The organism is Synergistaceae bacterium, assembly GCA_031272035.1.
GTDB lineage: Bacteria > Synergistota > Synergistia > Synergistales > Aminobacteriaceae > JAISSA01.
Genome location: JAISUO010000078.1, coordinates 1 through 20,703, shown reverse-complemented (window position 1 = coordinate 20,703; position 20,703 = coordinate 1). Strand labels below are relative to the sequence as shown.

Genomic DNA, 20,703 nt, shown 5'->3' with positions numbered 1-20,703 from the left:
CCATCATGTTCGGTATAAAAAGCCTCGATTTTCGCGGAACAAAAATCACGGCGCTGGTTCTGCTGCTCTGCTCGCTGGGGATCGCCCGGCTCGCCAGCCTGGACTTCGCCGCAATGCGGACGTTCGAGCTTCCGATTCCCGCTCCCGGCTTTGAACAGCGCCTTTTGTCGGAGTGGTTTCCACCCCTCGCGGGAACGCAGCTGGACACGCCGGTTTACATTCAGAACGGGACGGAACCGGGGGGCTCCGTTCTCGTGCTGGGAGGAACTCACCCCAACGAGCCGGCGGGCTTCATGACGGCCGTCCTGATGACGGAGCGCTCCCGGACGAAGAGGGGCAAACTCTACGTCATCCCCTGTGCGAATCACGCTGGGTTCGAACATACTCAGCCCCAGGAGGCCTCCCCCGAGTCCATGCACTTCACCCTGCCCGACGGGTCGATCCGGGTGTTTCGCTACGGCTCCCGGGATATACTGCACACCCTGACCTGGCCCAACCCGGACATCTACATCCACAGAGCCTCAGGGCAGCGGCTTTCGGGCAACGAGGCCCGAAACCTGAACCGCGCTTATCCCGGCCTGCCGGATGGAAGTCCGACGGAACGCCTGGCCTGGGCGATCATGGAGTTTCTGCGCACGGAAAAAATCGATCTGGCCTTTGACCTGCACGAGGCCTCCCCGGAGTATCCCGTGGTGGACGCCATCGTCGCCCACGAAAGAAGCATGGAACTGGCCGCAGCCACGGCCATGGAGCTGAAGGGTCAGGGCATTGAGGTCCGGCTGGAGCCGTCGCCGAAGAACTTTCGGGGCCTGAGCCATCGGGAATGGGGCGACTACAGCGACACTCTGCCCATTCTGATGGAGGTCGCAAACCCGAGTCAGGGACGTCTGCGCGGGCGCACGGACGAGGCGCTGGTGCTGGAGGGCAGGGACAAGGCCTACATGAAGGCCGCCGGACTGGGACGCCTGTTCGTTCCCTGGGACGCCGGCGGCAAACCCCTGGCTCTGCGCGTGGCGCGCCACCTGACCGCCATCCGGACCTTTCTCTCCATGATGGAATTTTTCGTGGATGAAAACAAGGCCATCGAGATCGACGGTCTGCCCGACTATCAGCAGCTCATCGACGACGGTCTGGGAAAATGGCTGAACAGCAGCAAAACGAATTAAGGTCAAAAGCTCGTCGTAATTCACAAAAGGCAGGATGTTCATACGATTGTGCAGTACCGGGACTCGGGTTCCGGTTATCTCAGAAAGAGAGGTGGAAGTGCAATGCAGCGACTCAGTGGATTTCTGGCAATATTGGGGCTTGTTTCACTTTTATTCTGTGGCGCGGAAGCGCAGGCGGCCAACGCTCCCATCGCGTACAAGGACGTGACGGCGAAGAACGGCATGGTGGCCGCGGCAAATGAACTGGCCTCCCGGGCCGGCGTGGAAATTCTGCAAAAGGGAGGCAACGCCATCGACGCCGCGGTGGCAACGGCACTGGCGCTGAACGTGGTGGAACCCAACGCCTCGGGGATCGGCGGAGGCGGCTTCGCCACGATCCGACTGGCGGACGGCTCCATCGTCTGCTGGGATTTTCGTGAAATGGCCCCCGGCGCGTCCACAAAGGACATGTACGCTTCCGAACAGTCCAAAAAGGAAAAATGGACGGAAGTGGGCGGCAAATCCGTCGGCGTGCCCGGCTCGGTGGCGGGACTGTTCACCATTCTGGGAAAATACGGCACCCTTTCCTTCGCGGAGGTGGCGGCTCCGGCGATAAAGCTCGCCGAAGAGGGCTTCACGGTGGATAAGCTCCTGGCCTCTATGATCGAGGACAACTTCGAAAAAATCAGCAACTACAACCCCGACGGCACCCCCTACACCCCCGACGGGCTGCCCCTGAAGGCCGGCGACACGCTGAAAAACCCCGTTCTTGCCAAAACCTTCAAACTTTTGGCGGAAAAAGGCCCCGACGTTTACTATAAGGGAGAGATCGGTGACGCCGTGGTGGCGGCGGTCAAAAAAGCGGGCGGAATCATGACGAAAGCGGACCTGAACGCCTATAAAATCCAGCAGCGTGAACCCGTCGTCGGCACCTATCGCGGGTTCACGGTGGTTGGACCTCCCCCGGCGTCCAGCGCGGGCGTCCACGTGATGGAGATCCTGAACATCATGGAAACCTTCCCCGTGGCCCAGTGGGGGCACAATGGAGAGAAGTACCTGCACACCCTGGCCGAAACCAGCAAGATGATGTTTGCGGACCGCAGCAAATACATGGCGGACACGGCCTTCGCGAAGGTTCCCATCCACGGACTGGCCTCCAAGGGATACGCCGTGCAGCAGGCCGGACGCATCAAGTCCACCGCCATGACCACCGTCGACGCCGGCGATCCCTGGCCCTTCGACGACAAGCCCAAAACCTCCTGGGTTCCGGCGGGTGAGCACAACTCCCACCAGTCCACGACGCATTTTTCCGTGATGGACAACAAGGGCAACGTGGTGGGCTGGACCTGGACCATCAACTACTTCTTTGGCTCGGGGGTTTTCGTTCCGGAGTACGGCTTCATGCTGAACGACGAAATGGACGACTTCGCCACGAACCCCGCCAGCGTCAACGCGCCCGAACCCGGCAAGCGTCCCCTGTCCTCCATGACGCCCACCATCGTGCTGGACAAAAAAGGTCAGCCCTTTATGACGCTGGGATCTCCCGGAGCGACCCGCATCATCCTGGCCGTGGCCCAGATCATCATGAACGCCGTGGACTTCGGAATGAGCATGGACGAGGCCATCGAAGCTCCCCGGCTCTTCAACTCCGTCAGCGGCGGCAAGGCGGGCAAGCTCATGATCGAGGCGGGCGTGGCGGAAACCACGGTGAATACGCTGAGACTGCGGGGGCATGATGTGGATCCACGCCCGAAGGACCTTTACTTCGGCGGAGCTCAGGGCATCATGTACAAAAACGGAACGTTCATCGGAGGGGCGGACTCCCGCCGCAACGGCGTCGCCGTGGGCTACTGAAACCGGACTGAAATTGGTATGAAATTCTGAAGTCTGAGGCTGCCGTGAATTGTCCGGCAGCCTTTATTTTATCCTGTTTCATTCTGCCGGCTGCAGGAAGGGGATCATCTCCCGAAGCGAGTCAAAGACGAGGTGGGGCTGAATTTCACAGTTCAGAACGTCTTCCAGGGTGCTTTCGCCGCTGAGGACGCAGACGCTCAGGAGGCCGTTGTTCACTCCGGAGGGGATGTCGGTGTAAAGCCTGTCTCCCACCAGAGCGGAATGTTCCTTCAAGGCTCCGGCCAGTCCCAGAGCGTAATCCACGATGCCGGCGTTGGGCTTGCCGATCACCAGATCGGGCCTGCGCCCCGTGGACGCCTCCACGCAGGCCAGAAAAGATCCCACGTCCGGAACGGGCCCCGTCCGGCCGGGACAGTTGAAGTCCGGGTGGGTGGCGATGAAGGGTTTTCCGCTCCGGACGAGATTGCACAGCTTCACCAGTTTCGCGTAGTCGAGCCCGGTGTCGAAGGCCAGAACCACCGCATCGGGAGTTTCGTCGTCCAGCGTCACTCCCTCGCTCAGAAAATCCTCCTTCAGGCTTGGGGTTCCCGCCAGAAAAACCCGCTTTCCCGGCATCTCCCGCCTCAGCCACTGGATGGTGGCGTCCCCGGAGGTGGCCAGCTGCGCCTTTTCAATGATGAGCCCCATTTTCGCCAGCTTCTCGAAATAGGCCGCCCGGCCCCTCGACGAATTGTTGGTCAAAAAGACGAACTTTTTCCCCAGACGCTTCAGACGCTCCAGAAACTCCGGCGCGCCCGGAATCCACCGGTCGTCCAGGTAAACCGTGCCATCCAGGTCCAGCAAAAAACAGAGGACCTTCTTCAAAAGCCCCCGGGGGTCTTCATTTTTTTCCCATTTAAGTGAATCGGGCGAATCGGACAAATTTACGATCATTCGATTCTCAGGCCTTCTTTCGTTGTACAATACAAACCGGCTCTGCAACCTTTATAAAGCATAACATGGAAACAGAACGGGGAGGGTGTACTGTGAATAATATTTTTTTGATTGCAGCAGGCGTGGCGGTTGCGGTAATTCTTTATGGAATTGCCCTTTACAACGGGCTGATCCGGCGAAAAAATCGCGTCGCCGAGGCATGGAGCGACATCGAGACTCTGATGAAGCGCCGATACGATCTGATTCCCAATCTGGTGGAAACCGTCAAGGGTTACGCCAAACACGAAAGCGAGACTCTGGAAAAGGTCATTCAGGCCCGCAACTCGGCCATGGGAGGAGCCTCCACCCCCGGCGCCATGGCTCAGAACGAAAACCTGCTGACGGGGACGCTGAAGTCCATTTTTGCGCTGGCGGAGTCCTATCCGGAGCTGAAAGCCAACGAAAATTTCCGCTCGCTCCAAGCGGAACTGACCGATACCGAGGACAAGATTCAGGCTTCGCGCCGGTTCTACAACTCGATGGTTCTGGACTTCAACAACCGGACGGAGCTGTTTCCCAGCGGTCTGATCGCCTCCATGTTCGGGTTCAAAAAACGCGAATTTTTTGAACTGGGAGAAAGCGAAAGGGCCGATGTCTCTCGTCCCGTCAAAGTGCAATTCTAGTGAAAATGACAACAAAAGACTGAGAACATGAACATTTACGACCACATCGACGCCAACCGGCGGCGCATTTTTTTCATCCTGCTCCTGTTTCCGGCGGCGCTGTACGCCCTGACCTGGATGTGCTGCGCCGCGCTGGAGTATCTGGGAGGAAACAGCTTCATGTGGATGAATTTCGCGTGGCGCCAGGCGAACCTGGTTTTCCCCTTTGTCGTGGGAGCGGCGGCCCTGTGGGTGGCCGTCGCCTGGTTCGGAGCGGCCTCCGGAACGCTGTTGGGAATCGCTCAGGCCCGACGTCTGGCGGACGACGAGAACCCGGAGACGAGGCGTCTGGTGGAGAACGTGGCCCTGATGGCCGGATTGCCCACACCGGCCATCTACCTGATCGACGACTCCTCCCTGAACGCCTTCGCCACAGGCCGCAACCCGAAGCACTCCGCGCTGGCCCTGACCACGGGCATCGTGGAAAAGCTGGAAAAGCGCGAGCTGGAAGGCGTGATCGCCCACGAAATGGCCCACATCGGCAACCGAGACACGGCGGTGATGGGCATCGTTCTGGTGGGAATCGGCGTGTTCGCTCTGGTCGGGGAGGTTCTGCTGCGGTCGTCTCTGCGTCCGCGGGTGGAGTATGGCCGGGACAGAGACAGAGGCCGGGGCAGAGACCGCATGGTTCTCCTGCTGATCGGCGCGGCCTGCCTGCTGTTTGGATACGTCATAGCGCCCCTGATCCGCATGGCCCTGTCCCGACGCATGGAATTTCAGGCCGACGCCACGGCGGCGAAGATCACCCGGCGGCCCGACGCCCTCGCCGACGCCCTCGAACACATCTCGCAGGACCCTGTGATCGAGGTGATCGAGGGGCGTCCCTTCGTGGGCAACGTCTATATCGAAAATCCGGCGGCAGAGGCAAAAAGAAGCCGGGGAAGCGGGATGAGTCTCTGGTCCACTCATCCTCCCATCGCCGACCGCATCGCGGCCCTGCGCCGCATGGCCAGAGGGCTGGACGCCGGAGAATCGCAAAATTTATTATGAAGAGAAACGAGGATTGCGAAGATGAAAAAAATTGACGCTCATGCGCACGTCGGCTATTTCGGCTCCTGGTGCGACGTGGGGATCACGGCGCGGGAAATGGTCGAGGCCATGCAACGATACGACATTGAAAAAAGCATCGTCAGCTACCCCGACAACACCGTTGCTCGCGACGCGGCGGCCGAATTTCCGGACCGGCTCGTGCCTCTGGCCTGGATGGACCCGAACCGCGGGGAACAGGCTCTGGCGGAGTTTTCCGACCTGGTCGAAAATCACCATTTCGCGGGGCTGAAGCTGCACCCGCTGTTCAACGCCTATACGGCCAACGATGCCGTCGTCTTCCCCCTGATCGAATACGCCCGAAAGAAGAATCTGCCTGTGTTCATCCATTCGGGACATCCGCCCTTCTCGCTGCCCTGGAGCATCGGACAGCTCGCGGAGGTCTTCCCCGACGTGCGTTTTGTCATGATCCACATGGGGCACGGCCACGGGATTTACATTCAGGCCGCCATCGACACCGCCGTCAAATACGCCAACATCTGGCTGGAAAATTCGGGAATGCCCATGCACACCAAAACCAGGGAGGCTTATCTCAAAGTAGGCTCCAGCCGCGTTTTCTGGGGAAGCGACATCCCCTTTCATCACTATGCCGTGGAAATTCTGCGGACGGAGGTCTCCGGCCTGACGGAATCCCAGCTGGAGGACGTTTTTTTCAATAACATCAAAAACTTTATGGGCTGGTGAGAGAATCCGGAGCTTCAAACCGCTGACACGGTCATAACAGAGTTTGCGCCTTCGTCACCGGCCTCGCAGCCAGGGCGCGTTTTTGCCGAAGATATTTCACAGCGTGAGGGTGTTGATTGTGGTTGCGATAAAAACGGTCGCTTTGCTGATCATTTCAAATGTTTTTATGCTTTTCGCCTGGTACGGGCACCTGAAGAACCTCGCCTCGAAGCCCGTGTATGTCGCCGTCCTCGTGAGCTGGAGCATCGCGCTTCTGGAATATACCTTTCAGGTTCCGGCCAACCGTCTGGGGGCGACGCAGTTTCAGGTGGGACAGCTCAAAATCATGCAGGAGGTCATCACCCTCGCGGTGTTTGTCCCCTTTTCCGTCCTGTACATGAAGCAGCCCCTGAAGCTGAATTACCTGTGGGCGGCTCTTTGCATGTGCGGCGCAGTCTACTTCGTTTTCAAAAACTGAACAGAGGAAAAACCGGCTCCCTGAGCTGCAATAATGTTGTCATTGACACCCATTGGGTGTATCATTAAGCTTAATAAACACTGGGAGGTGTCGTCATGCCCATGCGTAATGTTATACCCAGAGAAGACCGCCTGAGCATTCGGATTCCAAGAGGACTAAAGGAAGATTTGGTACGGGCCGCTGCTATAAGTGGCGTCACGCTGGGTGATTTTGTCATTGCCAATACAGCCCGGGCTGCTGTAAAAATCATACAATCGCACCAGTTGATAGAATTATCCGCTCGGGATTATGACGGACTTATGGAGGCTCTTAAAGAAACTTCCAAACCCAACCCGTCACTGTTAAAAGCCGCCAAAGACTATAAGCGGGCTGTCGCAGACGGAGATTTGGCCATTGAAGATTGAAAAACTGTCCAAAGGTCATCACCGTGCTGCTTTCGACTGCGGCAATGACGCACTCAATAATTACCTCAGAACTCGTGCCGCGCAGGACGTAAAACACAATGTAACAACTGTTTTTGTTGCTGTTGAAAAAGTTGATGATATCGCCGGATTTTACACACTTTCCGCTACCAGCCTTCATCGAAAAATACTTTCTGCCGAAACGGAACGCCGCTTGCCAAAATATCAGGCGATTCCGGCAATCTTACTTGGAAGACTGACTGTTGCGCTTGATTTTCAGGGTACTGGTCTTGGCGGACGTTTGCTGTTGAATGCTTTTGAAAGATGCAGCAGGATCGAATTGGCCTGGGCATTCCTTGTCACAGATGCAAAAGACGAACAGGCCAGAGCTTTTTATTCCCACTACGGATTTTTCTCTTTGCAGGATGATCCCAATCATTTATGTCTGCCCAGAAAAACCATTATTGATGTTATGACAAAAAAGCAGCAGGAGTCAGAATCAGCACTTTAGCTTTGTATCAAATTTGTATCAAACGCTTAACCTCATCCAGCAAATCCGACACCTTTTGTAACTGTCCGGCTTTTCGGAAACGTTCCGCCCTCACGCAAGCTCGTTCCTGGCTGAAAGAGTACTCAGATAGTCCTCCCCGTTAACAGCAAGGCCTTATGTTTCTCCAGAACCTTCTGATGAATGGCGCGTGCTTCCTCGTAACGTCCAAAATTGCGATAACTTATAGCTAAGGAAGCGCTGATTAATTAAGGTTGTATTTAGTAGTAATGTAGTGAGAAAATAGTGCGAGCTCACATATTCAAACCCACCAGGAGAGATGGAGCTATAATGACGGCTTTTTCAGTCCCTTTCGCCTGTCCTTCGGAAGCTCGATTTTTTACAAGATATGAAGCGGTCTGTCCGATATCATCTCCTCAGTGTTAAAACAATCAACACATTTTGGAGGGATGGACGTGGACGGGCAGTCAGTGTTTGAACGTTTCAAGAACGGCAGGCTGTATACAACCGAAGGAATCAGAGAGTTTGCGGCGGTGGAGTGGTCGCAACATCCAAAATTTGAAGGCGTCGAACTCAGGCACATCGTTCCGGGAGCTCAGACGAAAGATCAGTTCAGCTATCATCTGGTTCGCATCGCGCCGGGGAAAAAGATCGGACTCCACACGCACGAAACGCAACTGGAAACCCATGAGGTGATAGACGGCGATGGAGTTTGTCTTTGCGGCGGCAGGGAAATGACCTATGAAAGCGGCGTCATCGCAATTCTGCCAAAAAATGAGGAGCACGAGGTCAAGGCCGGTCCCAATGGCCTTCTGCTGTTCGCCAAATTTTTCCCGCCGCTGTGCTGAACGAAGGCCGAAAATTCATTCAGGAGGCGTCTTACAGGCTTTAACGTAATCTCGGGGCGATATCCCCAGGAAATGCCGAAAATATCTGTCGAAGTGGCTCTGATCGTAGAATCCGACGGACAGAGCCGCTTCGCTTATGGGAATTTTCTGTTCCAGCAACAGCTGTGCCCTTCTGACACGATTTTGAATCTGAAAATATCGTGGTGTCAGGCCGACCTGCTTTTTGAACTTCCGAATCAAGTGGTCTTCGCACACCGAGGCGTCTTCCGCGAACTGCCGCAGGCTGACCCGCGTCTCCGGCGAGCATTCCAAAAACCTGCGGACACGCGCCACAAAAGGGGCCTCGCCGCGCTCCCGGGCTGCCTCCGATGGAGTGAAGGCATTCCCCAAAACACGGGAAAAAGCGGCGTCATCTTCTGCCTGCAAAGTTCCTTCTTCGCGTAAAGAACGGATGACGACCTGGATGAGAGTTTTCAGGCCGGCCGCGTCACGACCCGCAATTTCTTTTGGAAGGCAAAGCGAAACCATGTCCATCGGGCCCAAAGGACTCAAAGCGTGTGGTTCATAGGGAAAAACGATGAAAGCCTCTCCCGCCTCTGTTTGAATTTCGCGGCCCGCCAGCGTCAGCGCGGCTTTGCCCCTGATGACCAGACCTGTCGTATAGACGGAGACGTGGTTGTGCAGAGGATAAGGCTTCGTCCAATTTCGCAGGCAAATCACCTGAACAGGTCCCATGCGGGAATACGCAGCTGACTCTTTCATTTCAAAGCCTTCTTTTTCGCTCAAATTTTCCTGAAGTTCATCAGGAAACGTCCCGTCGCGCACAGCGGCGCGGATTTACACTTTCCTTTTATTGAACGCCGAGGGCGTTAATCTGTAGGCTTCTTTTTTATCCATTTTCGTCGTATATCTCGTAGCTATGCGTTCTCCGCAGTTGGGGCAGAAAATCGCTCCGTGATAAACGGAGAAATCAATCGTCCCTTCGATGATACGTTCATTGTACATTTTGACAAGATTGCTTTCGCCAACCTTCAAATATCTGGCAATGAGGCATTTGCAATATGCGCAGCACACCTCCAGGACGTGACTGCCTCTGACTTTTTTACAGTTTGGATTTTTGTATATCTTCATTTCCATTGTTCGATGTCCATTGCTTTCCTTCACTGTTCAATACTATACCAAAATTTGATACGAGAGCGACCCTTCACTATTATAATGATTAAACGAACAGTCGTTCTCCATCTTCTTATGAATCTTCTTATGAATCTTTTTATGCACGACCTGAAATAACCGGAAATCCGATAATTTGACAAATTAGGCAGAAATCGGGAGGCTATAACATGAAATTCGGCAAACACACGGAATTTACTGAGGAATTTTACAGAAAAAACCTGATGGGACCCAGCTGCGTCAGGTTGCTGGAGGAACTGTCGCAGCGATTGACTTTGAGCCCCGATATGCGAATATTGGATTTGGGCTGTGGCACAGGACTCACCTCCATCTTTCTCGCGCGTGAATCCGGAGCGCAAATTTTCGCCACGGATCTGTGGCTTAACGCGACAGAAAACTACGAACGTTTCCGAACCTTCGGCCTTGACGGACAGATCATCCCCATCCACGCGGACGCCAGTGAACTGCCCTTCGCCCGGGGTTATTTCGACCTCATCGTCAGCATCGACGCTTATTATTATTTTGGTACGGGAAAAGACTTCCTTGACGCGCACATCGCGCCGCTGCTGAAGGAAGACGGAGTTCTCGCGGTATCCACACCGGGCCTGCTGCGCGAGTTCGCCGGAAACGTGCCGGATGTCCTGAAACCCTGGTGGATCGAAGAAGTGAACGACACGTTTCACGACAGCGAATGGTGGAAATCTCTGTGGGGGCAGTCGGAAAAAACGACGTTTGAAGGATGTTTCCAGCACAAATGTCATAAAATCGCCTGGGAGGACTGGCTTGAATGTGACAATCCCTATGCGCGGGAAGATATTAAGATGATGGCGGCTGAAAACGGTCAATATTTCACCACCATCGGACTGATCGCAAGACGGGTGGCGGATCCCTGTCCTCAGGAAACCGTACACTGGACCGTTGCGGTACAGAACGTCGCTCAGACGCATCCCCGAACGGAATGAAAAAACGAAATGAAAAATATATAAAACAGGCGCATCTTCAGGAGATGCGCCTTGAAAGAATGACTGCGCAGATTGCAGGTATCAGACTTTTGCAATGAGAGTGGCGTAATCCGCGCCGCCGCAGTTCCACGCTCTCATGCCGCCTTCGAGAGTGTAGATTTTGTCAGGGTTTACTCCCATAGCCACAAGAATATCCGTGCCCTTCTGCGCGTAAGCCCTGCCAGCGTAACAGACGAGGACAATTTTTCCGTTTTCCCTGCCGATTTCACTCCCTGTGGCCGACAGCAGCGCCTTTTTCATACCGGCAAAACCGGAAGCGTCGTCGCCTTCCATGGCCTTGTCCATATCCGCGGTAACGGCGCTCTTAATGTGTCCGGCGGCGTAATCTTCGGCCCTTCTCACATCAAGGATCAGGCACTCGGGGGCGTCGCTTTCGAGGTCAGCCTTCAGATCGGCCGCTGACAGATATTGATATTTCACGAATTGCTGTCCGACGAAGGCGGCGTTTCGCTCCGCGCATAGAGCACGCAGCAGTCAGGGGCGGAAATCGCCGGAGCGGCTCTCCATTCGCAGGCGGCAAAAATTGTAAACACACAGGCCGGAATAAAAATGGCGCACAGGTTTTTTTTCATTTCAAATAACCTCCAGACAATCGTTTCAGCGATAAACACTCCAATAAAGTATTTCAGATTATATTTCAAAAAATACCAGCATCGATTGAATATTTAACTGCATTTCTGGCATTCAATCGCCTTTATTTATGGTATCAAAAAGAAACTGTCGCTGTCAATCTTTGGTTTATACGGTTATCACGTTATCAACAGAAGGATTATATAACAACTAAATTCGAATCCTGCCCGGCGTCGATCCCCTGAAGGTGGAAACGATCCGTTTTGAAGCAAAAAATCTGATAATGAAACCATGTGGACCGCAGGTTTAACGGACGCCTCCCACGTCAATAAAGGCTATGGCGCCGATATTATGATTTATGAGGTATTCTGTTGAATAAATAACGAAAGGCAAGTCGATGCAGGGTGTTCCATGGAGCGGATTTGGGCGTTTCCTCCGTACCCAGCAGCAAAGGCAGGATATGCCGGACATTTTCATTCAGCCTCAAAGCCATCCTCGTGCAGTTCGCACAGCAGGTATAGAGTTTTCCCGCCTCAGCCCAGTCCGCCCTGACGCAGCGCCGACAGCAGGGCATGGCCCCGGCGATTGCCGTCGGACCCGAAAAACAGCAGGACAGAGTATGGAGTAATTCCTTCGAAGGACGGTCCGGACATGGAACGAAAATTCTGCCGTCCGAAAAGTCGTGGGGTTCAATCATTCCCAATTCGATGAGAACGGGATAAATGAACGTAACCTTTGTGCCGAGACGTTTACGCAGATAATACCAGCAATTTGGACAAAGGACGATAAGTTCCGTGACACCGGCGGCTTTGAGCCGCTGGCGCAGTCGCTCCAGGGCGGCGTTGGCTCCGGCGGCATTCCCGCGCTCCATCAGAGGTTTACCGCAACAGCCCGCCAGAGTCCCGATCCCATCCCGCTCGCGGAGACGCCCGATAAGGTTTTTTGTCGTTTCCGGATACACTCCGGGGAAATGACAGCCGGGAAACAGCAGCCTTCCAGATCTCGGTACGCCGTCGGTCGTTTGATGAGATTTCAGAATTTTTCTCTCTCCGGTTCTGTAAAGCCCGGCAAGGATTTCCGGACTTACGCCTTTGCGATAGAGATACTGGAGTTTTTGCATTTTCAGCAGGGTGCGGAGTCGTCCGCCCTCCAGAAACCGTCGTTCAGAGGTGACGATGTAACTTTTTGCGAGGCCGATTTTCTGCCCGGCAGCGATGATGTCCTGTGAAAGCCGATAATCCTCCATCAGTGGAACAGGGGCGAATCCTCCTAATTTTTCAAAAAAAGCCCTTTCAATGAAAATACCCTGATCTCCGAATGCGATGCTACGCAGACGAACGCGCAGGTTGGACAGCCAGCCGCAGAGGGTCATAACCGGACTGGAGCTGTTGAAACGAATGGGAAAACAGCCGGCCCGAAATCCCCTGGATAAAATTTCGTGAATCTGTCCCGGGGCATCGGCCGGAGGCAGACTGTCCCCGTGCACAAACCAGAGAACATCGCCCCGCGAGGCGTTTACTCCGAAATTCATCTGGAGGGCGCGCCCTTTTTCGGGGGAGTTCAGCACGGTGAAACTGTTTTCGCGCAAAATATCAGGCGTGCCGTCTCCGCTGCCTCCGTCCACAAAAATAATTTCGCAGGTTCCGGCAAAGTCCTTCAGTCGTTCCATCAGGGCGGGAATTGCTTCGCGCTCGTTCAGGACGGGAACGATGACGGAAATCATTTTCTCGTCTCCCGCGGAAGGCTCAGGTCATGAGGAGGCTTCTCGTTCGGCTGAATTTGCCGGAGCAGGAGACCGGCAAGAATTTTGCGCGTCTTCGGACAGACATTCCGGGCTTCGCTCAAAAGCGACGACTGCAGCCGCAGAAGGTCCTCCCTGTCGTCGACGTCCAGCGCGGGAGGCAGGAGAGCGCAGGTTTTTCCGACGCGGGCCAGGGCTTTTCGGGTTTCCTCCGTCACGGAAAATGCGTCATAATCGAGATTAAAGAGAGAAGCATCCGGCTCTTTGAGGCCAATCAGCCCGTAACCGCCGTCAAAGGTGGGCAGCAGAACGCAGTCATAATCGTCAAGCGAGGCGAAAGCCCTGTCCACAGCGGCCGCTCTGAGGAGGGGCAGATCGCTGCCGAATAGAAGGGCTTTTCTGTATCCGAGAGAAAAAATTTCCACAAAGGCGCGGTGCATTCTCTCGCCGAGGTTCGCGCCGCTCTGGGGCATATATCTGGCGTTTCCGGCGATGAGCGATTCAAGAATTTTCCGCCTTCCCGAAGGTTCAAAGCAGACGACGAGGTCACAGGGGGTTTCCGTTTCGCAAAGCTCCGCCGAAACGTCGGCGATAAACGCAAGTTGCAGGGCGCAGGCGGCTTCGGCCCCCAGAAACGGGATCAGTCGCGTTTTACACTGACCGGGAACGGGAATACGGGTAAAGAAAATGAGAGCGTTTTCATTCATTTTTGTGACCGTTTACAGTTCTGACGAAGGAGAAGGACCAAAACGGACAGGGCGAAGAGGATCAAAAGCGCCGTCACCATCAGGCGCGCGCCGCCCGTGAGCATTCCTCCGGCGTAAGAGTAGACGAGGGTCGCGGGAAGCTGGCCCAGGCCCGTGGCGATGAAGAAGGGCCAAAATCCCATGGAGGTGAGCCCCGCCGCGTAACTGACGAGATCGAAGGAAACAAAGGGCAGAAGACGGGCAATAAGAATCGCGTGTCGACCCCATCGCCCCAAAAATCGGTCGACTTCGCTCAACCCTGCCCGTCCAGCCAGTTTCGCCGCGACCTCCCGCCCCAGAATCCGGGCAATGAGGAAACACAGAGCCGCTCCAGCCATAGCGCTGGTCCAGGAGAGCAGAGCGCCGAGCTTCCAGCCGAAAAGACTCGCGTTGGCGAAGGTGATGAGAAAAGCGGGCAGAGGCGCCACAATCGACTGAAAAACCATCAGGGCAAAGGAAACGGCAGCCGCGTAAACGCCGTAAGCGGCGACAAAATCCCTGACCGTTTCAAAATCACCGGAAGCGAACATCGCGAAGACCTGTTTTATCCCGGCGTTCAGCGGAGCCACAAAGGTACAGGCCAAAATTCCGGAGGCGAAAAACAGCAGAAGAAGGATTTTCAGAAAATATTTTTTCACGGTGACCTCTATAAAACATCGGTTATGTCGGTTTACTGCCCGTTTGAAGTCAGGGGCCTGAAACTACAACAGTTAAAATCTCTTATACACTGAATTTAACTTTGTCGTCAGGCCCGAAAAGAAGACAAATTGACTTTACTCTTTGACGACGAGGGCGGTGTAATCCGCTCCGGCCCCGTTCCATGCCTTTATGCCGCCCTCCAGCGTATGGATATTGGCCGGTTTTACCCCCATGCCCACAAGGATATCCGTTCCCTTCTGGGCGTAGGCTTTTCCGGAGTAGCAGACAAGGACAATCTGAGTGTCCTCTTTGCCGGTTTCGCTGCCCGTTGCGGACTTCAGCGCCGTTTTCATGCCGGCAAAACCGGCGGCGGCGTCTCCGTTCAGAGCCTTGTCCATATCCGCCGTAACGGAGCCTTTAATGTGCCCGGCGGAGTAGTCCGCAGCCTTTCGCATATCGAGAATCAGATATTTGGGCGCGGTGCTCCCCAGGTCGGCCTTCAGGTCCGCGGGAGAAATGTACTGCATGGGGCTGTTGTCCGCCGGCGCCTCCGCATAAGCCCCAAAAGCCAGAATCGTCAAAACAAGGATAAGAGCGACAAACAGGAATTTCTTCATTTCCAAACGACCTCCAAAATAAAGTTTTTAACCTGGTATTATACCAATTTGAAATCAAAGGCCTAAAGTTAGAATAGCTAAAAGCAATGATATTCAAACATTAGCTTCTTTATTAACACTCGATTGAAAGCAAATTGGTATTAATTAACAATTGCCCCGCCGCAGCTGGAACCCGCTCCGGCTGTACACGCGTAGCAGTGATTGGCGAAAACGATCTTCCGTTCTCCCAAACTGAAATCTTTTAAATCCTGAACGGGACCGGGAAAATTCGCCTTCAGCCCAAGAGCCAGATTGAAATCGCAATCGTAAATCGAGCCGTCCCAGTCCACCGAAATCTGGCTGCGACACATGATATGAGGGACGCTCCGTCCATTGAACGCGGAGATGAGTCTGTTCATATACCCCGTGAGGTTGCCGCTTCGTTCAAGAAAATCACCGAACCTCCCCAGGGGATTGTTGGTGATCGTGTACAGACTGTTGAAGGTGACGCCACAGGAATCCAACAGTTTTTTCCGGAATTCCTCCGCGAAAATCTCCTGATCGGGCGGCAAAAAAGCGCCTCCCGGATTGTAAACCAGGTTGAGCACCAGTTCGGGCCGGCTTCCGTACCCCAGGGCGTTCAGCCTTCTGAGGACGGACAGGCAGGCGCTGAATACGCCCTTTCCCCGCTGTCTGTCCGTATCCCGCTCGGTGTAGTAAGGCAGAGAGGCCACGATCTCCACGCCGCTGGCGGCGTAAAAGTCCGGCAGATGGCTATAGCCCTCCTCGTTCAAAATCGTGAGATTGCTCCTGACCATGGTGCGCGCCGCGTGCCGGACGGCCTCTTTCACAAACCACTGAAAATGGGGATTCATCTCAGGAGCGCCGCCGGTGATGTCCAGGGTTTTAAAAGAGCCGCGCCTGAAAAACGACAGACAGCTTTCCATGACCTCCCGGCTCATTTCCTCCGTCCGATGGGGCCCTGACTCCAGATGACAGTGCTTACAGACCAGATTACAGCGTCTTCCAATGTTCACCTGCATGACCCCGGGCCGCAAAAAAGCCGTGCCGTACTTTTGACATTCCGCCCTTTCGGCAAAAGGCGGAAAAGATTGCAGACGTTCCAGATCTTTGTTGCTCATCACGTCTTATAATTCCAGCTTTTTAATCACGTTTTTGGCCTGAAGGGCATGGGCCAGCGTCGCTCCGCCTCGAATGGCCGCGGCCGCGTGAACGGCTTCGATCATCTGCTCCTGATTGACGCCCTTTTCCAGAAGGGCCTGAGTGTAAGCGTCGATGCAGTAAGGACACTGGATGGCGTGGGCCACGCCGAAGGCGATCAGAGCTTTTTCCCGGGCCGTCAGAGCGCCTTCCTCAAAAACGTCCCCGTACCAGCCCATGAATTTATCCCACAGAGCCGGAGCGTTCTCTCCCATGCTGCCGAATTTTGACAAATCTTCACTATTGTAATAATCGCCCATATTTCTTCTCCTTCCAATTGCGTACACAGATTCCGGCTGCGTGTACCCGGCAGAAAATAGCTCCGGAATCAAAAGCTTTTGAACGCCATTTTTCAGTACATGGTTTTGCACTCCACTGCAAAAATCGACACGGCAGCGAAAGGGCGATTGCTGAAGGACCTGGGAGAGGGGTGACCCGAGGGAAAACCGGGATCTCAGATGAAGCGTTCCAGAGTATGTCCCGTGAAACACCCGATCGACGTTCGAATTTCAGGCTCTGCGTATGCTCCACATACCATCGCGGGGCGGGATCAGGTATACACAAAACGTTTCACGAGGACACCTCCTTTTTCCGAATTATTCCGATTCCTGAGAATCTGTCTGCGTCATGCTAACAAACAGAACCTCCTGTTGTCAACACAAAAAGAAGCATAAAAAAAGAAGCCCCCCGGAAGGAGCTTCTTCGTGCCGGCGATATTCTTCCCCTGACGGACAGGGGGTTTGTTTCCCGGTTTTGTTGCTTAAATGTTAGAACGGAATTCGAATGGCCTTACGCGCAAACAGCTTCCACGCGTCGCCCTCTTTCCTCCAGACCTGGACGACGCCCAGATGAACGTCGTAAGGCTGGTCGTTGTTCTGCCCTTTGGTAACGACGACGCCGTCGAAGGTGTGCATGACAACCGCCGTTGTCGCCGTGGCAGCCACGCTCTGACGATTGAATTCGATTTTCTTGTAGGTATCCGTGTGATTGGCAATGGATTCGATGAACTGAGCCGCATTCTCAACTTTGCCCGCCGAATGGACGTAAATCAGGTCGGCGCTGGGAATTTTCTCCAAGTCCGCCCGCTCGCCCTTCAGCATCGCCTGCCGCATACCCTCCACCGCAGCCTCCACAGCCGCCTCGTTGGGATCCGCAGCCCATGCCGCGCCCGCCAGAACCAACAGACAAAACACTACGCACAAAAGTTTCTTCATCCGTATTCCCTCCTCAAATAATGAGCCAGAAATAACAAAAAAACTTCGCCTGTTTCGTATCGCCTGTCTAAAGTGGATATCCACGGAGCATTTAAAATATATTGCGTAATCGCGCCTTTGTCAAGGTCGCATTCATATCGCCGCATTCACCTGAGAAGTCTTTCATCAGGGGCTTATCTTCTCAGGCCGGACCGGATGGATCGCAGAATGTTGGTCCGGTTGGAAGAATTCGAAGTTTGAGAGGTGTTGGAGGTAGCGCGGGTCGCGGGATCTCCCCAGATACGGTTCGCCTGAAAACTCAGACTGTCCAGCCAGTCCAGCCCCAACGCGTCAATGATGACGGAGGCCACCACAAAGAACCAGATACAAAGCGCCAGAATGCCCAGCACCTTGAAGCTGGAGCGCAGCATCCGGTCCGTCAGCCGCTCCATCTCGCGGAGTGTGGACCGCCTCCGGGCCTCCTCCTTCTGCCGATCTTCTTCGTCCTTTTCTTCATCGACTGCGGGTTTGAAACGGGAAAGCCGTATAACATCCCACAGTGCTGCTCCCCCTCGCGCCCACTGCACAAGTCCAAACACAAAAAACAGCGCAACTGTAACCAGGATCAGCTCTGCCATGGTTTTCTTCCTTTCTTTGGTTTTCGGTCCGCAACTTTCAGTTTGCAGTTTCCAGTTCGCAGGTTCTCTTTTTTAATCTCTCTTTCCAGTCTTTCTTTTTTAATCTGTCCTGCAACTGTCACTATTATATATGAATTACATTTACAGAAAAAGCGGACGAAGCCTTTTGCGCCCCGTCCGCCTTCTTTTCCGTCTCGTTCGATATTTCCGATATTTCGGTTTCGTTACATGATCGACGGCAGCCAGGTGCTCATCCGCGGGAAGGCGATGACCGTGATCAGGAACAGCAGCATCAGCACGATGAAGGGGATGACGCCGCTGATGACGTCCTTCATGGTGATGTCCTTCCGCAGTCCGTTGATGACGTAAAGGTTCATGCCCACAGGCGGCGTAATGAGGGCCAGAGTCATGTTCACCGTCAGGATGATGCCGTACCAGATGGGATCGATATGCAGGGCGGCCAACAGCGGCGTCACCAGAGGCATGGTCAGCAGAATGATCGACACCGTTTCCAGGAAACAGCCCAGCACGAACATCAGCAGGTTCATGGCGACAATGAACATGAGCGGCGAAAGGTTATAGGAGATGACCAGCTCCGTCAGTCTCTGCGGAATTTCCAGCATGGTCATGACCCGCCCGAAGAGGATGGCGCCTCCGATGACCATGGCGATCATGCAGCTCGTCCCCACCGACTTGAGGCAGACTTTGGGAATGTCGCGGATACGGATCGTCCGGTAAATGAACACGGTGATGATCAGGCTGTAAACGAGGCCCACCGCCGCGGCTTCCGTGGGTGTGAACACGCCCGTGTAAATTCCTCCGACGATCAGAAAGGGCAGCAGGATTCCGAAGAAATTTTTGCGGGTGATATCCCACCGTTCCTTCCACGACGTTTTGGGCATGGAGGTGAAACCGCCCCTTTTGCTCCTCCAGACCGCATAGATGATGAAAATTCCCGTCAGAAGAAGTCCGGGGACGACTCCCGCGATGAAGAGCTTTCCTACGGACTCCTCGGTGACGGAACCGTAGAGAATCATGGGAACGCTGGGAGGAATCAGAATTCCCAGAGTGCCTCCCGCCGCCAGAAGCCCCAGGGCGAACCGTTTGTCATAGCCCCGTTCCGTCAGAGCGGGATAAGCCACCATCCCGATGGTTACGGCGGTAGCGGCCCCGGAGCCGGTGATGGCGGCAAAGAACGCGCAGGCCAGAATCGTGGCGATGGCCAGCCCTCCAGGAAGATGACGCACCCAGGCGTTCATGACCTCGAAGAGATCGTCTCCGATGTGCCCATCCAGCAGAATCTGACTCATCAGAATATAGAGGGGCACGGCGATCAGGACAAAGCTGTCCATAGCCGTATAAATCGTGTTGCCCACGAGCTTGAGAGGCAGCGCGTACTGCACAATGAGGACGAGGGAGGTCACTCCCAGAGAGAAGGCCACCGGCAGCCCCAGCAAAAGGATCACAAGAAGCAGCAGAACGACCAGCAGGAAATTACTCATCGGAGGTCATCTCCTTTCCGCTTCGCAGGGTCTGAAGTCTGTCCGCGATGATAAACGCGAACTGGAAGGTCAGCAGGAGAAACCCAATGAGCAGCGAGGACTGGGGAATCCACAGCGGAACCCGCAAAAGCGTGGGGGACGCCTTGGAAAACCGCAGGGTCGAACGCAGGATCTCCAGGGCCTGCCAGCTCACGACGGCGCTGAAGATCACGCCGGCTAAACTGGTCACGATGTCCAGCTGAAGCTGCAGCTTCCTGGGAAATCGCTCAAAAATCAGATCGATGCGGACATGTTTGCCCTGCATGAGGGTGTAGGCGCTCCCCGCCAGCATCGTCCACATAAAAAGATAGATCGACGTTTCCTGAGCCCAGATGGTGGGCGAATTAAGGCAATAACGGCAAAAGACCTCCCACGACAGAATAATCCCCATGACCAGAATCCCCAGTCCGCAGAGGTATCCTATCGCAAGATTGAATTTTTCTACATATAAGCGTATTTTCTGCATGTGACACCTTCTCTTCTTATGTGCTTAATCCGCGTTTTGAGCCATTTCAAGCAGTTTTTTACCCGTGTCTCCGGTCTTTTTGAGATAGGCATCCCACACTGGACGAGTCGCTGTCTGGAAAAGTTTGCGTTCTTCGTCGTTGAGGCTGTGAATCTGCACTCCCGCTCCTTCAATGACCTTCTGGGCTTCGCTTTCCGAGTCCGCAATGGCGTTGCGAATCCAGGCTTCGGCGTCTTTGCCCGCCTTGAGGATCGTCTCCCGATCTCCGTCAGAGAGGGATTCCCACCACTCCAGATTTGCCTGCACAGCGAACTGGGCGGTACTGTAATTCGAAATAGTCAGGTACTTCTGGACTTCGTGAATCTTACGCGAAACCGCCGCGGGCATTCCCGTCGTCGCGCCGTCCATGGTGCCGCGCTGGAGCGCCATGTACATTTCGGAGGAGCTCATGACCGTGGGAGCCGCTCCCAGAGCCTGAAGCGTTTCGGCGTCGGCGGCGTTGGAGCTGCGCATGGCCAGGCCTTTCATGTCGTCCGGCTTTGTCAGGGGGCGTTTGTTGTTGAAGAACTGAAGATAGCCATA

Annotated in this window: 26 protein-coding genes; 10 read left to right on the top strand and 16 right to left on the bottom strand. The window is 54.7% G+C overall.

Annotated features, from left to right (window positions below; genetic code table 11):
• Nucleotides 1-5 precede the first annotated feature (5 nt).
• Together LBR61_09565 and ggt are read left to right on the top strand one after the other, a co-directional pair.
• Nucleotides 6-1,166: a succinylglutamate desuccinylase/aspartoacylase family protein gene (locus LBR61_09565; protein MDR1732323.1), complete on the top strand. Its 1,161-nt coding sequence runs from the start codon at nt 6-8 to the stop codon at nt 1,164-1,166.
• Between the two features lie 102 nt (nt 1,167-1,268).
• Nucleotides 1,269-2,999, top strand: a complete 1,731-nt coding sequence (ggt, locus tag LBR61_09560; GenBank protein ID MDR1732322.1) for a gamma-glutamyltransferase — start codon at nt 1,269-1,271, stop codon at nt 2,997-2,999.
• Between the two features lie 78 nt (nt 3,000-3,077).
• Here ggt and LBR61_09555 read toward each other — a convergent pair whose 3' ends face one another.
• Nucleotides 3,078-3,932 (bottom strand): HAD-IIA family hydrolase, encoded by an 855-nt coding sequence (locus LBR61_09555; GenBank protein ID MDR1732321.1) that lies wholly within the window; start codon nt 3,930-3,932, stop codon nt 3,078-3,080.
• Nucleotides 3,933-4,024: 92 nt separating this feature from the next.
• On the opposite strand from LBR61_09555, the gene LBR61_09550 reads away from it, so the two are divergent.
• The 6 genes from LBR61_09550 (at nt 4,025) to LBR61_09525 (ending at nt 7,733) form a co-directional block, all read left to right on the top strand.
• Complete coding sequence (locus LBR61_09550) at nt 4,025-4,594, top strand: LemA family protein (protein MDR1732320.1); 570 nt, start codon at nt 4,025-4,027, stop codon at nt 4,592-4,594.
• A gap of 27 nt (nt 4,595-4,621) precedes the next feature.
• The gene (locus LBR61_09545) at nt 4,622-5,623 is read left to right on the top strand and encodes a M48 family metallopeptidase (GenBank protein MDR1732319.1); all 1,002 of its coding nucleotides are present in this window, start codon (nt 4,622-4,624) and stop codon (nt 5,621-5,623) included.
• 21 nt (nt 5,624-5,644) lie between these two features.
• A complete protein-coding gene (locus LBR61_09540) occupies nt 5,645-6,364 on the top strand; it encodes an amidohydrolase family protein (GenBank protein ID MDR1732318.1) in 720 nt (239 codons plus the stop codon).
• 118 nt (nt 6,365-6,482) lie between these two features.
• Complete coding sequence (locus LBR61_09535) at nt 6,483-6,821, top strand: DMT family protein (protein ID MDR1732317.1); 339 nt, start codon at nt 6,483-6,485, stop codon at nt 6,819-6,821.
• Nucleotides 6,822-6,916: 95 nt separating this feature from the next.
• On the top strand, nt 6,917-7,225 hold the full coding sequence (locus tag LBR61_09530) for a DUF1778 domain-containing protein (GenBank protein ID MDR1732316.1): 309 nt from the start codon (nt 6,917-6,919) through the stop codon (nt 7,223-7,225).
• Nucleotides 7,215-7,733 carry a GNAT family N-acetyltransferase gene (locus tag LBR61_09525; protein ID MDR1732315.1) on the top strand — a complete coding sequence of 173 codons (519 nt, stop codon included), beginning with the start codon at nt 7,215-7,217 and terminating at the stop codon, nt 7,731-7,733. The genes LBR61_09530 and LBR61_09525 overlap by 11 nt, the downstream gene beginning before the upstream one ends.
• 122 nt (nt 7,734-7,855) lie before the next feature.
• On the opposite strand, the gene LBR61_09520 is transcribed toward LBR61_09525, so the two are convergent.
• Nucleotides 7,856-7,957, bottom strand: a complete 102-nt coding sequence (locus tag LBR61_09520; GenBank protein MDR1732314.1) for a hypothetical protein — start codon at nt 7,955-7,957, stop codon at nt 7,856-7,858.
• A gap of 228 nt (nt 7,958-8,185) precedes the next feature.
• Here LBR61_09520 and LBR61_09515 point away from each other — a divergent pair, with 228 nt between their 5' ends.
• Nucleotides 8,186-8,578 carry a cupin domain-containing protein gene (locus tag LBR61_09515; GenBank protein MDR1732313.1) on the top strand — a complete coding sequence of 131 codons (393 nt, stop codon included), beginning with the start codon at nt 8,186-8,188 and terminating at the stop codon, nt 8,576-8,578.
• A gap of 15 nt (nt 8,579-8,593) precedes the next feature.
• Here the strand turns inward: LBR61_09515 and LBR61_09510 are convergent, their stop codons facing one another.
• Nucleotides 8,594-9,340: an AraC family transcriptional regulator gene (locus LBR61_09510; protein ID MDR1732312.1), complete on the bottom strand. Its 747-nt coding sequence runs from the start codon at nt 9,338-9,340 to the stop codon at nt 8,594-8,596.
• Nucleotides 9,341-9,918: 578 nt separating this feature from the next.
• Here LBR61_09510 and LBR61_09505 point away from each other — a divergent pair.
• Nucleotides 9,919-10,710 carry a methyltransferase domain-containing protein gene (locus tag LBR61_09505; protein ID MDR1732311.1) on the top strand — a complete coding sequence of 264 codons (792 nt, stop codon included), beginning with the start codon at nt 9,919-9,921 and terminating at the stop codon, nt 10,708-10,710.
• Nucleotides 10,711-10,791: 81 nt separating this feature from the next.
• Here the strand turns inward: LBR61_09505 and LBR61_09500 are convergent, their stop codons facing one another.
• The 13 genes from LBR61_09500 to dctP form a co-directional block, all read right to left on the bottom strand.
• Nucleotides 10,792-11,190 (bottom strand): hypothetical protein, encoded by a 399-nt coding sequence (locus LBR61_09500; protein MDR1732310.1) that lies wholly within the window; start codon nt 11,188-11,190, stop codon nt 10,792-10,794.
• Nucleotides 11,187-11,342 (bottom strand): hypothetical protein, encoded by a 156-nt coding sequence (locus LBR61_09495; protein MDR1732309.1) that lies wholly within the window; start codon nt 11,340-11,342, stop codon nt 11,187-11,189. The genes LBR61_09500 and LBR61_09495 overlap by 4 nt, the downstream gene beginning before the upstream one ends.
• Before the next feature lie 347 nt (nt 11,343-11,689).
• On the bottom strand, nt 11,690-13,063 hold the full coding sequence (locus tag LBR61_09490; protein ID MDR1732308.1) for a TIGR04283 family arsenosugar biosynthesis glycosyltransferase: 1,374 nt from the start codon (nt 13,061-13,063) through the stop codon (nt 11,690-11,692).
• Nucleotides 13,060-13,788, bottom strand: a complete 729-nt coding sequence (locus LBR61_09485) for a TIGR04282 family arsenosugar biosynthesis glycosyltransferase (protein MDR1732307.1) — start codon at nt 13,786-13,788, stop codon at nt 13,060-13,062. The genes LBR61_09490 and LBR61_09485 overlap by 4 nt, the downstream gene beginning before the upstream one ends.
• Nucleotides 13,785-14,465, bottom strand: coding sequence for a TVP38/TMEM64 family protein (locus LBR61_09480; GenBank protein MDR1732306.1), 681 nt, complete (start codon nt 14,463-14,465; stop codon nt 13,785-13,787). The genes LBR61_09485 and LBR61_09480 overlap by 4 nt, the downstream gene beginning before the upstream one ends.
• Nucleotides 14,466-14,600: 135 nt before the next feature.
• A complete protein-coding gene (locus LBR61_09475; protein MDR1732305.1) occupies nt 14,601-15,083 on the bottom strand; it encodes a hypothetical protein in 483 nt (160 codons plus the stop codon).
• Nucleotides 15,084-15,223: 140 nt separating this feature from the next.
• Nucleotides 15,224-16,204, bottom strand: a complete 981-nt coding sequence (gene arsS / locus LBR61_09470) for an arsenosugar biosynthesis radical SAM protein ArsS (protein MDR1732304.1) — start codon at nt 16,202-16,204, stop codon at nt 15,224-15,226.
• Nucleotides 16,205-16,210: 6 nt separating this feature from the next.
• Complete coding sequence (locus LBR61_09465) at nt 16,211-16,543, bottom strand: arsenosugar biosynthesis-associated peroxidase-like protein (GenBank protein MDR1732303.1); 333 nt, start codon at nt 16,541-16,543, stop codon at nt 16,211-16,213.
• Nucleotides 16,544-17,050: 507 nt separating this feature from the next.
• Entirely contained in the window at nt 17,051-17,497 is a 447-nt protein-coding gene (locus LBR61_09460) for a nuclear transport factor 2 family protein (GenBank protein MDR1732302.1), read from the bottom strand.
• Nucleotides 17,498-17,670: 173 nt separating this feature from the next.
• Complete coding sequence (locus tag LBR61_09455; GenBank protein ID MDR1732301.1) at nt 17,671-18,114, bottom strand: hypothetical protein; 444 nt, start codon at nt 18,112-18,114, stop codon at nt 17,671-17,673.
• Nucleotides 18,115-18,338: 224 nt separating this feature from the next.
• A complete protein-coding gene (locus LBR61_09450) occupies nt 18,339-19,616 on the bottom strand; it encodes a TRAP transporter large permease (GenBank protein ID MDR1732300.1) in 1,278 nt (425 codons plus the stop codon).
• Complete coding sequence (locus LBR61_09445) at nt 19,609-20,121, bottom strand: TRAP transporter small permease (GenBank protein MDR1732299.1); 513 nt, start codon at nt 20,119-20,121, stop codon at nt 19,609-19,611. The genes LBR61_09450 and LBR61_09445 overlap by 8 nt, the downstream gene beginning before the upstream one ends.
• A 24-nt stretch (nt 20,122-20,145) precedes the next feature.
• A partial coding sequence (dctP, locus tag LBR61_09440; GenBank protein ID MDR1732298.1) for a TRAP transporter substrate-binding protein DctP occupies nt 20,146-20,703 on the bottom strand: 558 nt, incomplete at its 5' end.

Bases quoted from the DNA above. Each gene is read 5' to 3' on its own strand.
- LBR61_09510 (MDR1732312.1), bottom strand. From the start codon at position 9,340: ATGAAAGAGTCAGCTGCGTATTCCCGCATGGGACCTGTTCAGGTGATT.
- LBR61_09565 (MDR1732323.1), top strand. From the start codon at position 6: ATGTTCGGTATAAAAAGCCTCGATTTTCGCGGAACAAAAATCACGGCG.
- LBR61_09475 (MDR1732305.1), bottom strand. From the start codon at position 15,083: ATGAAGAAATTCCTGTTTGTCGCTCTTATCCTTGTTTTGACGATTCTG.
- LBR61_09555 (MDR1732321.1), bottom strand. From the start codon at position 3,932: ATGATCGTAAATTTGTCCGATTCGCCCGATTCACTTAAATGGGAAAAA.
- LBR61_09450 (MDR1732300.1), bottom strand. From the start codon at position 19,616: ATGAGTAATTTCCTGCTGGTCGTTCTGCTGCTTCTTGTGATCCTTTTG.
- arsS (MDR1732304.1), bottom strand. From the start codon at position 16,204: ATGAGCAACAAAGATCTGGAACGTCTGCAATCTTTTCCGCCTTTTGCC.
- LBR61_09485 (MDR1732307.1), bottom strand. From the start codon at position 13,788: ATGAATGAAAACGCTCTCATTTTCTTTACCCGTATTCCCGTTCCCGGT.
- LBR61_09495 (MDR1732309.1), bottom strand. From the start codon at position 11,342: ATGAAAAAAAACCTGTGCGCCATTTTTATTCCGGCCTGTGTGTTTACA.
- LBR61_09505 (MDR1732311.1), top strand. From the start codon at position 9,919: ATGAAATTCGGCAAACACACGGAATTTACTGAGGAATTTTACAGAAAA.
- LBR61_09465 (MDR1732303.1), bottom strand. From the start codon at position 16,543: ATGGGCGATTATTACAATAGTGAAGATTTGTCAAAATTCGGCAGCATG.
- ggt (MDR1732322.1), top strand. From the start codon at position 1,269: ATGCAGCGACTCAGTGGATTTCTGGCAATATTGGGGCTTGTTTCACTT.
- LBR61_09545 (MDR1732319.1), top strand. From the start codon at position 4,622: ATGAACATTTACGACCACATCGACGCCAACCGGCGGCGCATTTTTTTC.
- LBR61_09455 (MDR1732301.1), bottom strand. From the start codon at position 18,114: ATGGCAGAGCTGATCCTGGTTACAGTTGCGCTGTTTTTTGTGTTTGGA.
- LBR61_09540 (MDR1732318.1), top strand. From the start codon at position 5,645: ATGAAAAAAATTGACGCTCATGCGCACGTCGGCTATTTCGGCTCCTGG.
- LBR61_09530 (MDR1732316.1), top strand. From the start codon at position 6,917: ATGCCCATGCGTAATGTTATACCCAGAGAAGACCGCCTGAGCATTCGG.
- LBR61_09490 (MDR1732308.1), bottom strand. From the start codon at position 13,063: ATGATTTCCGTCATCGTTCCCGTCCTGAACGAGCGCGAAGCAATTCCC.
- LBR61_09460 (MDR1732302.1), bottom strand. From the start codon at position 17,497: ATGAAGAAACTTTTGTGCGTAGTGTTTTGTCTGTTGGTTCTGGCGGGC.
- LBR61_09445 (MDR1732299.1), bottom strand. From the start codon at position 20,121: ATGCAGAAAATACGCTTATATGTAGAAAAATTCAATCTTGCGATAGGA.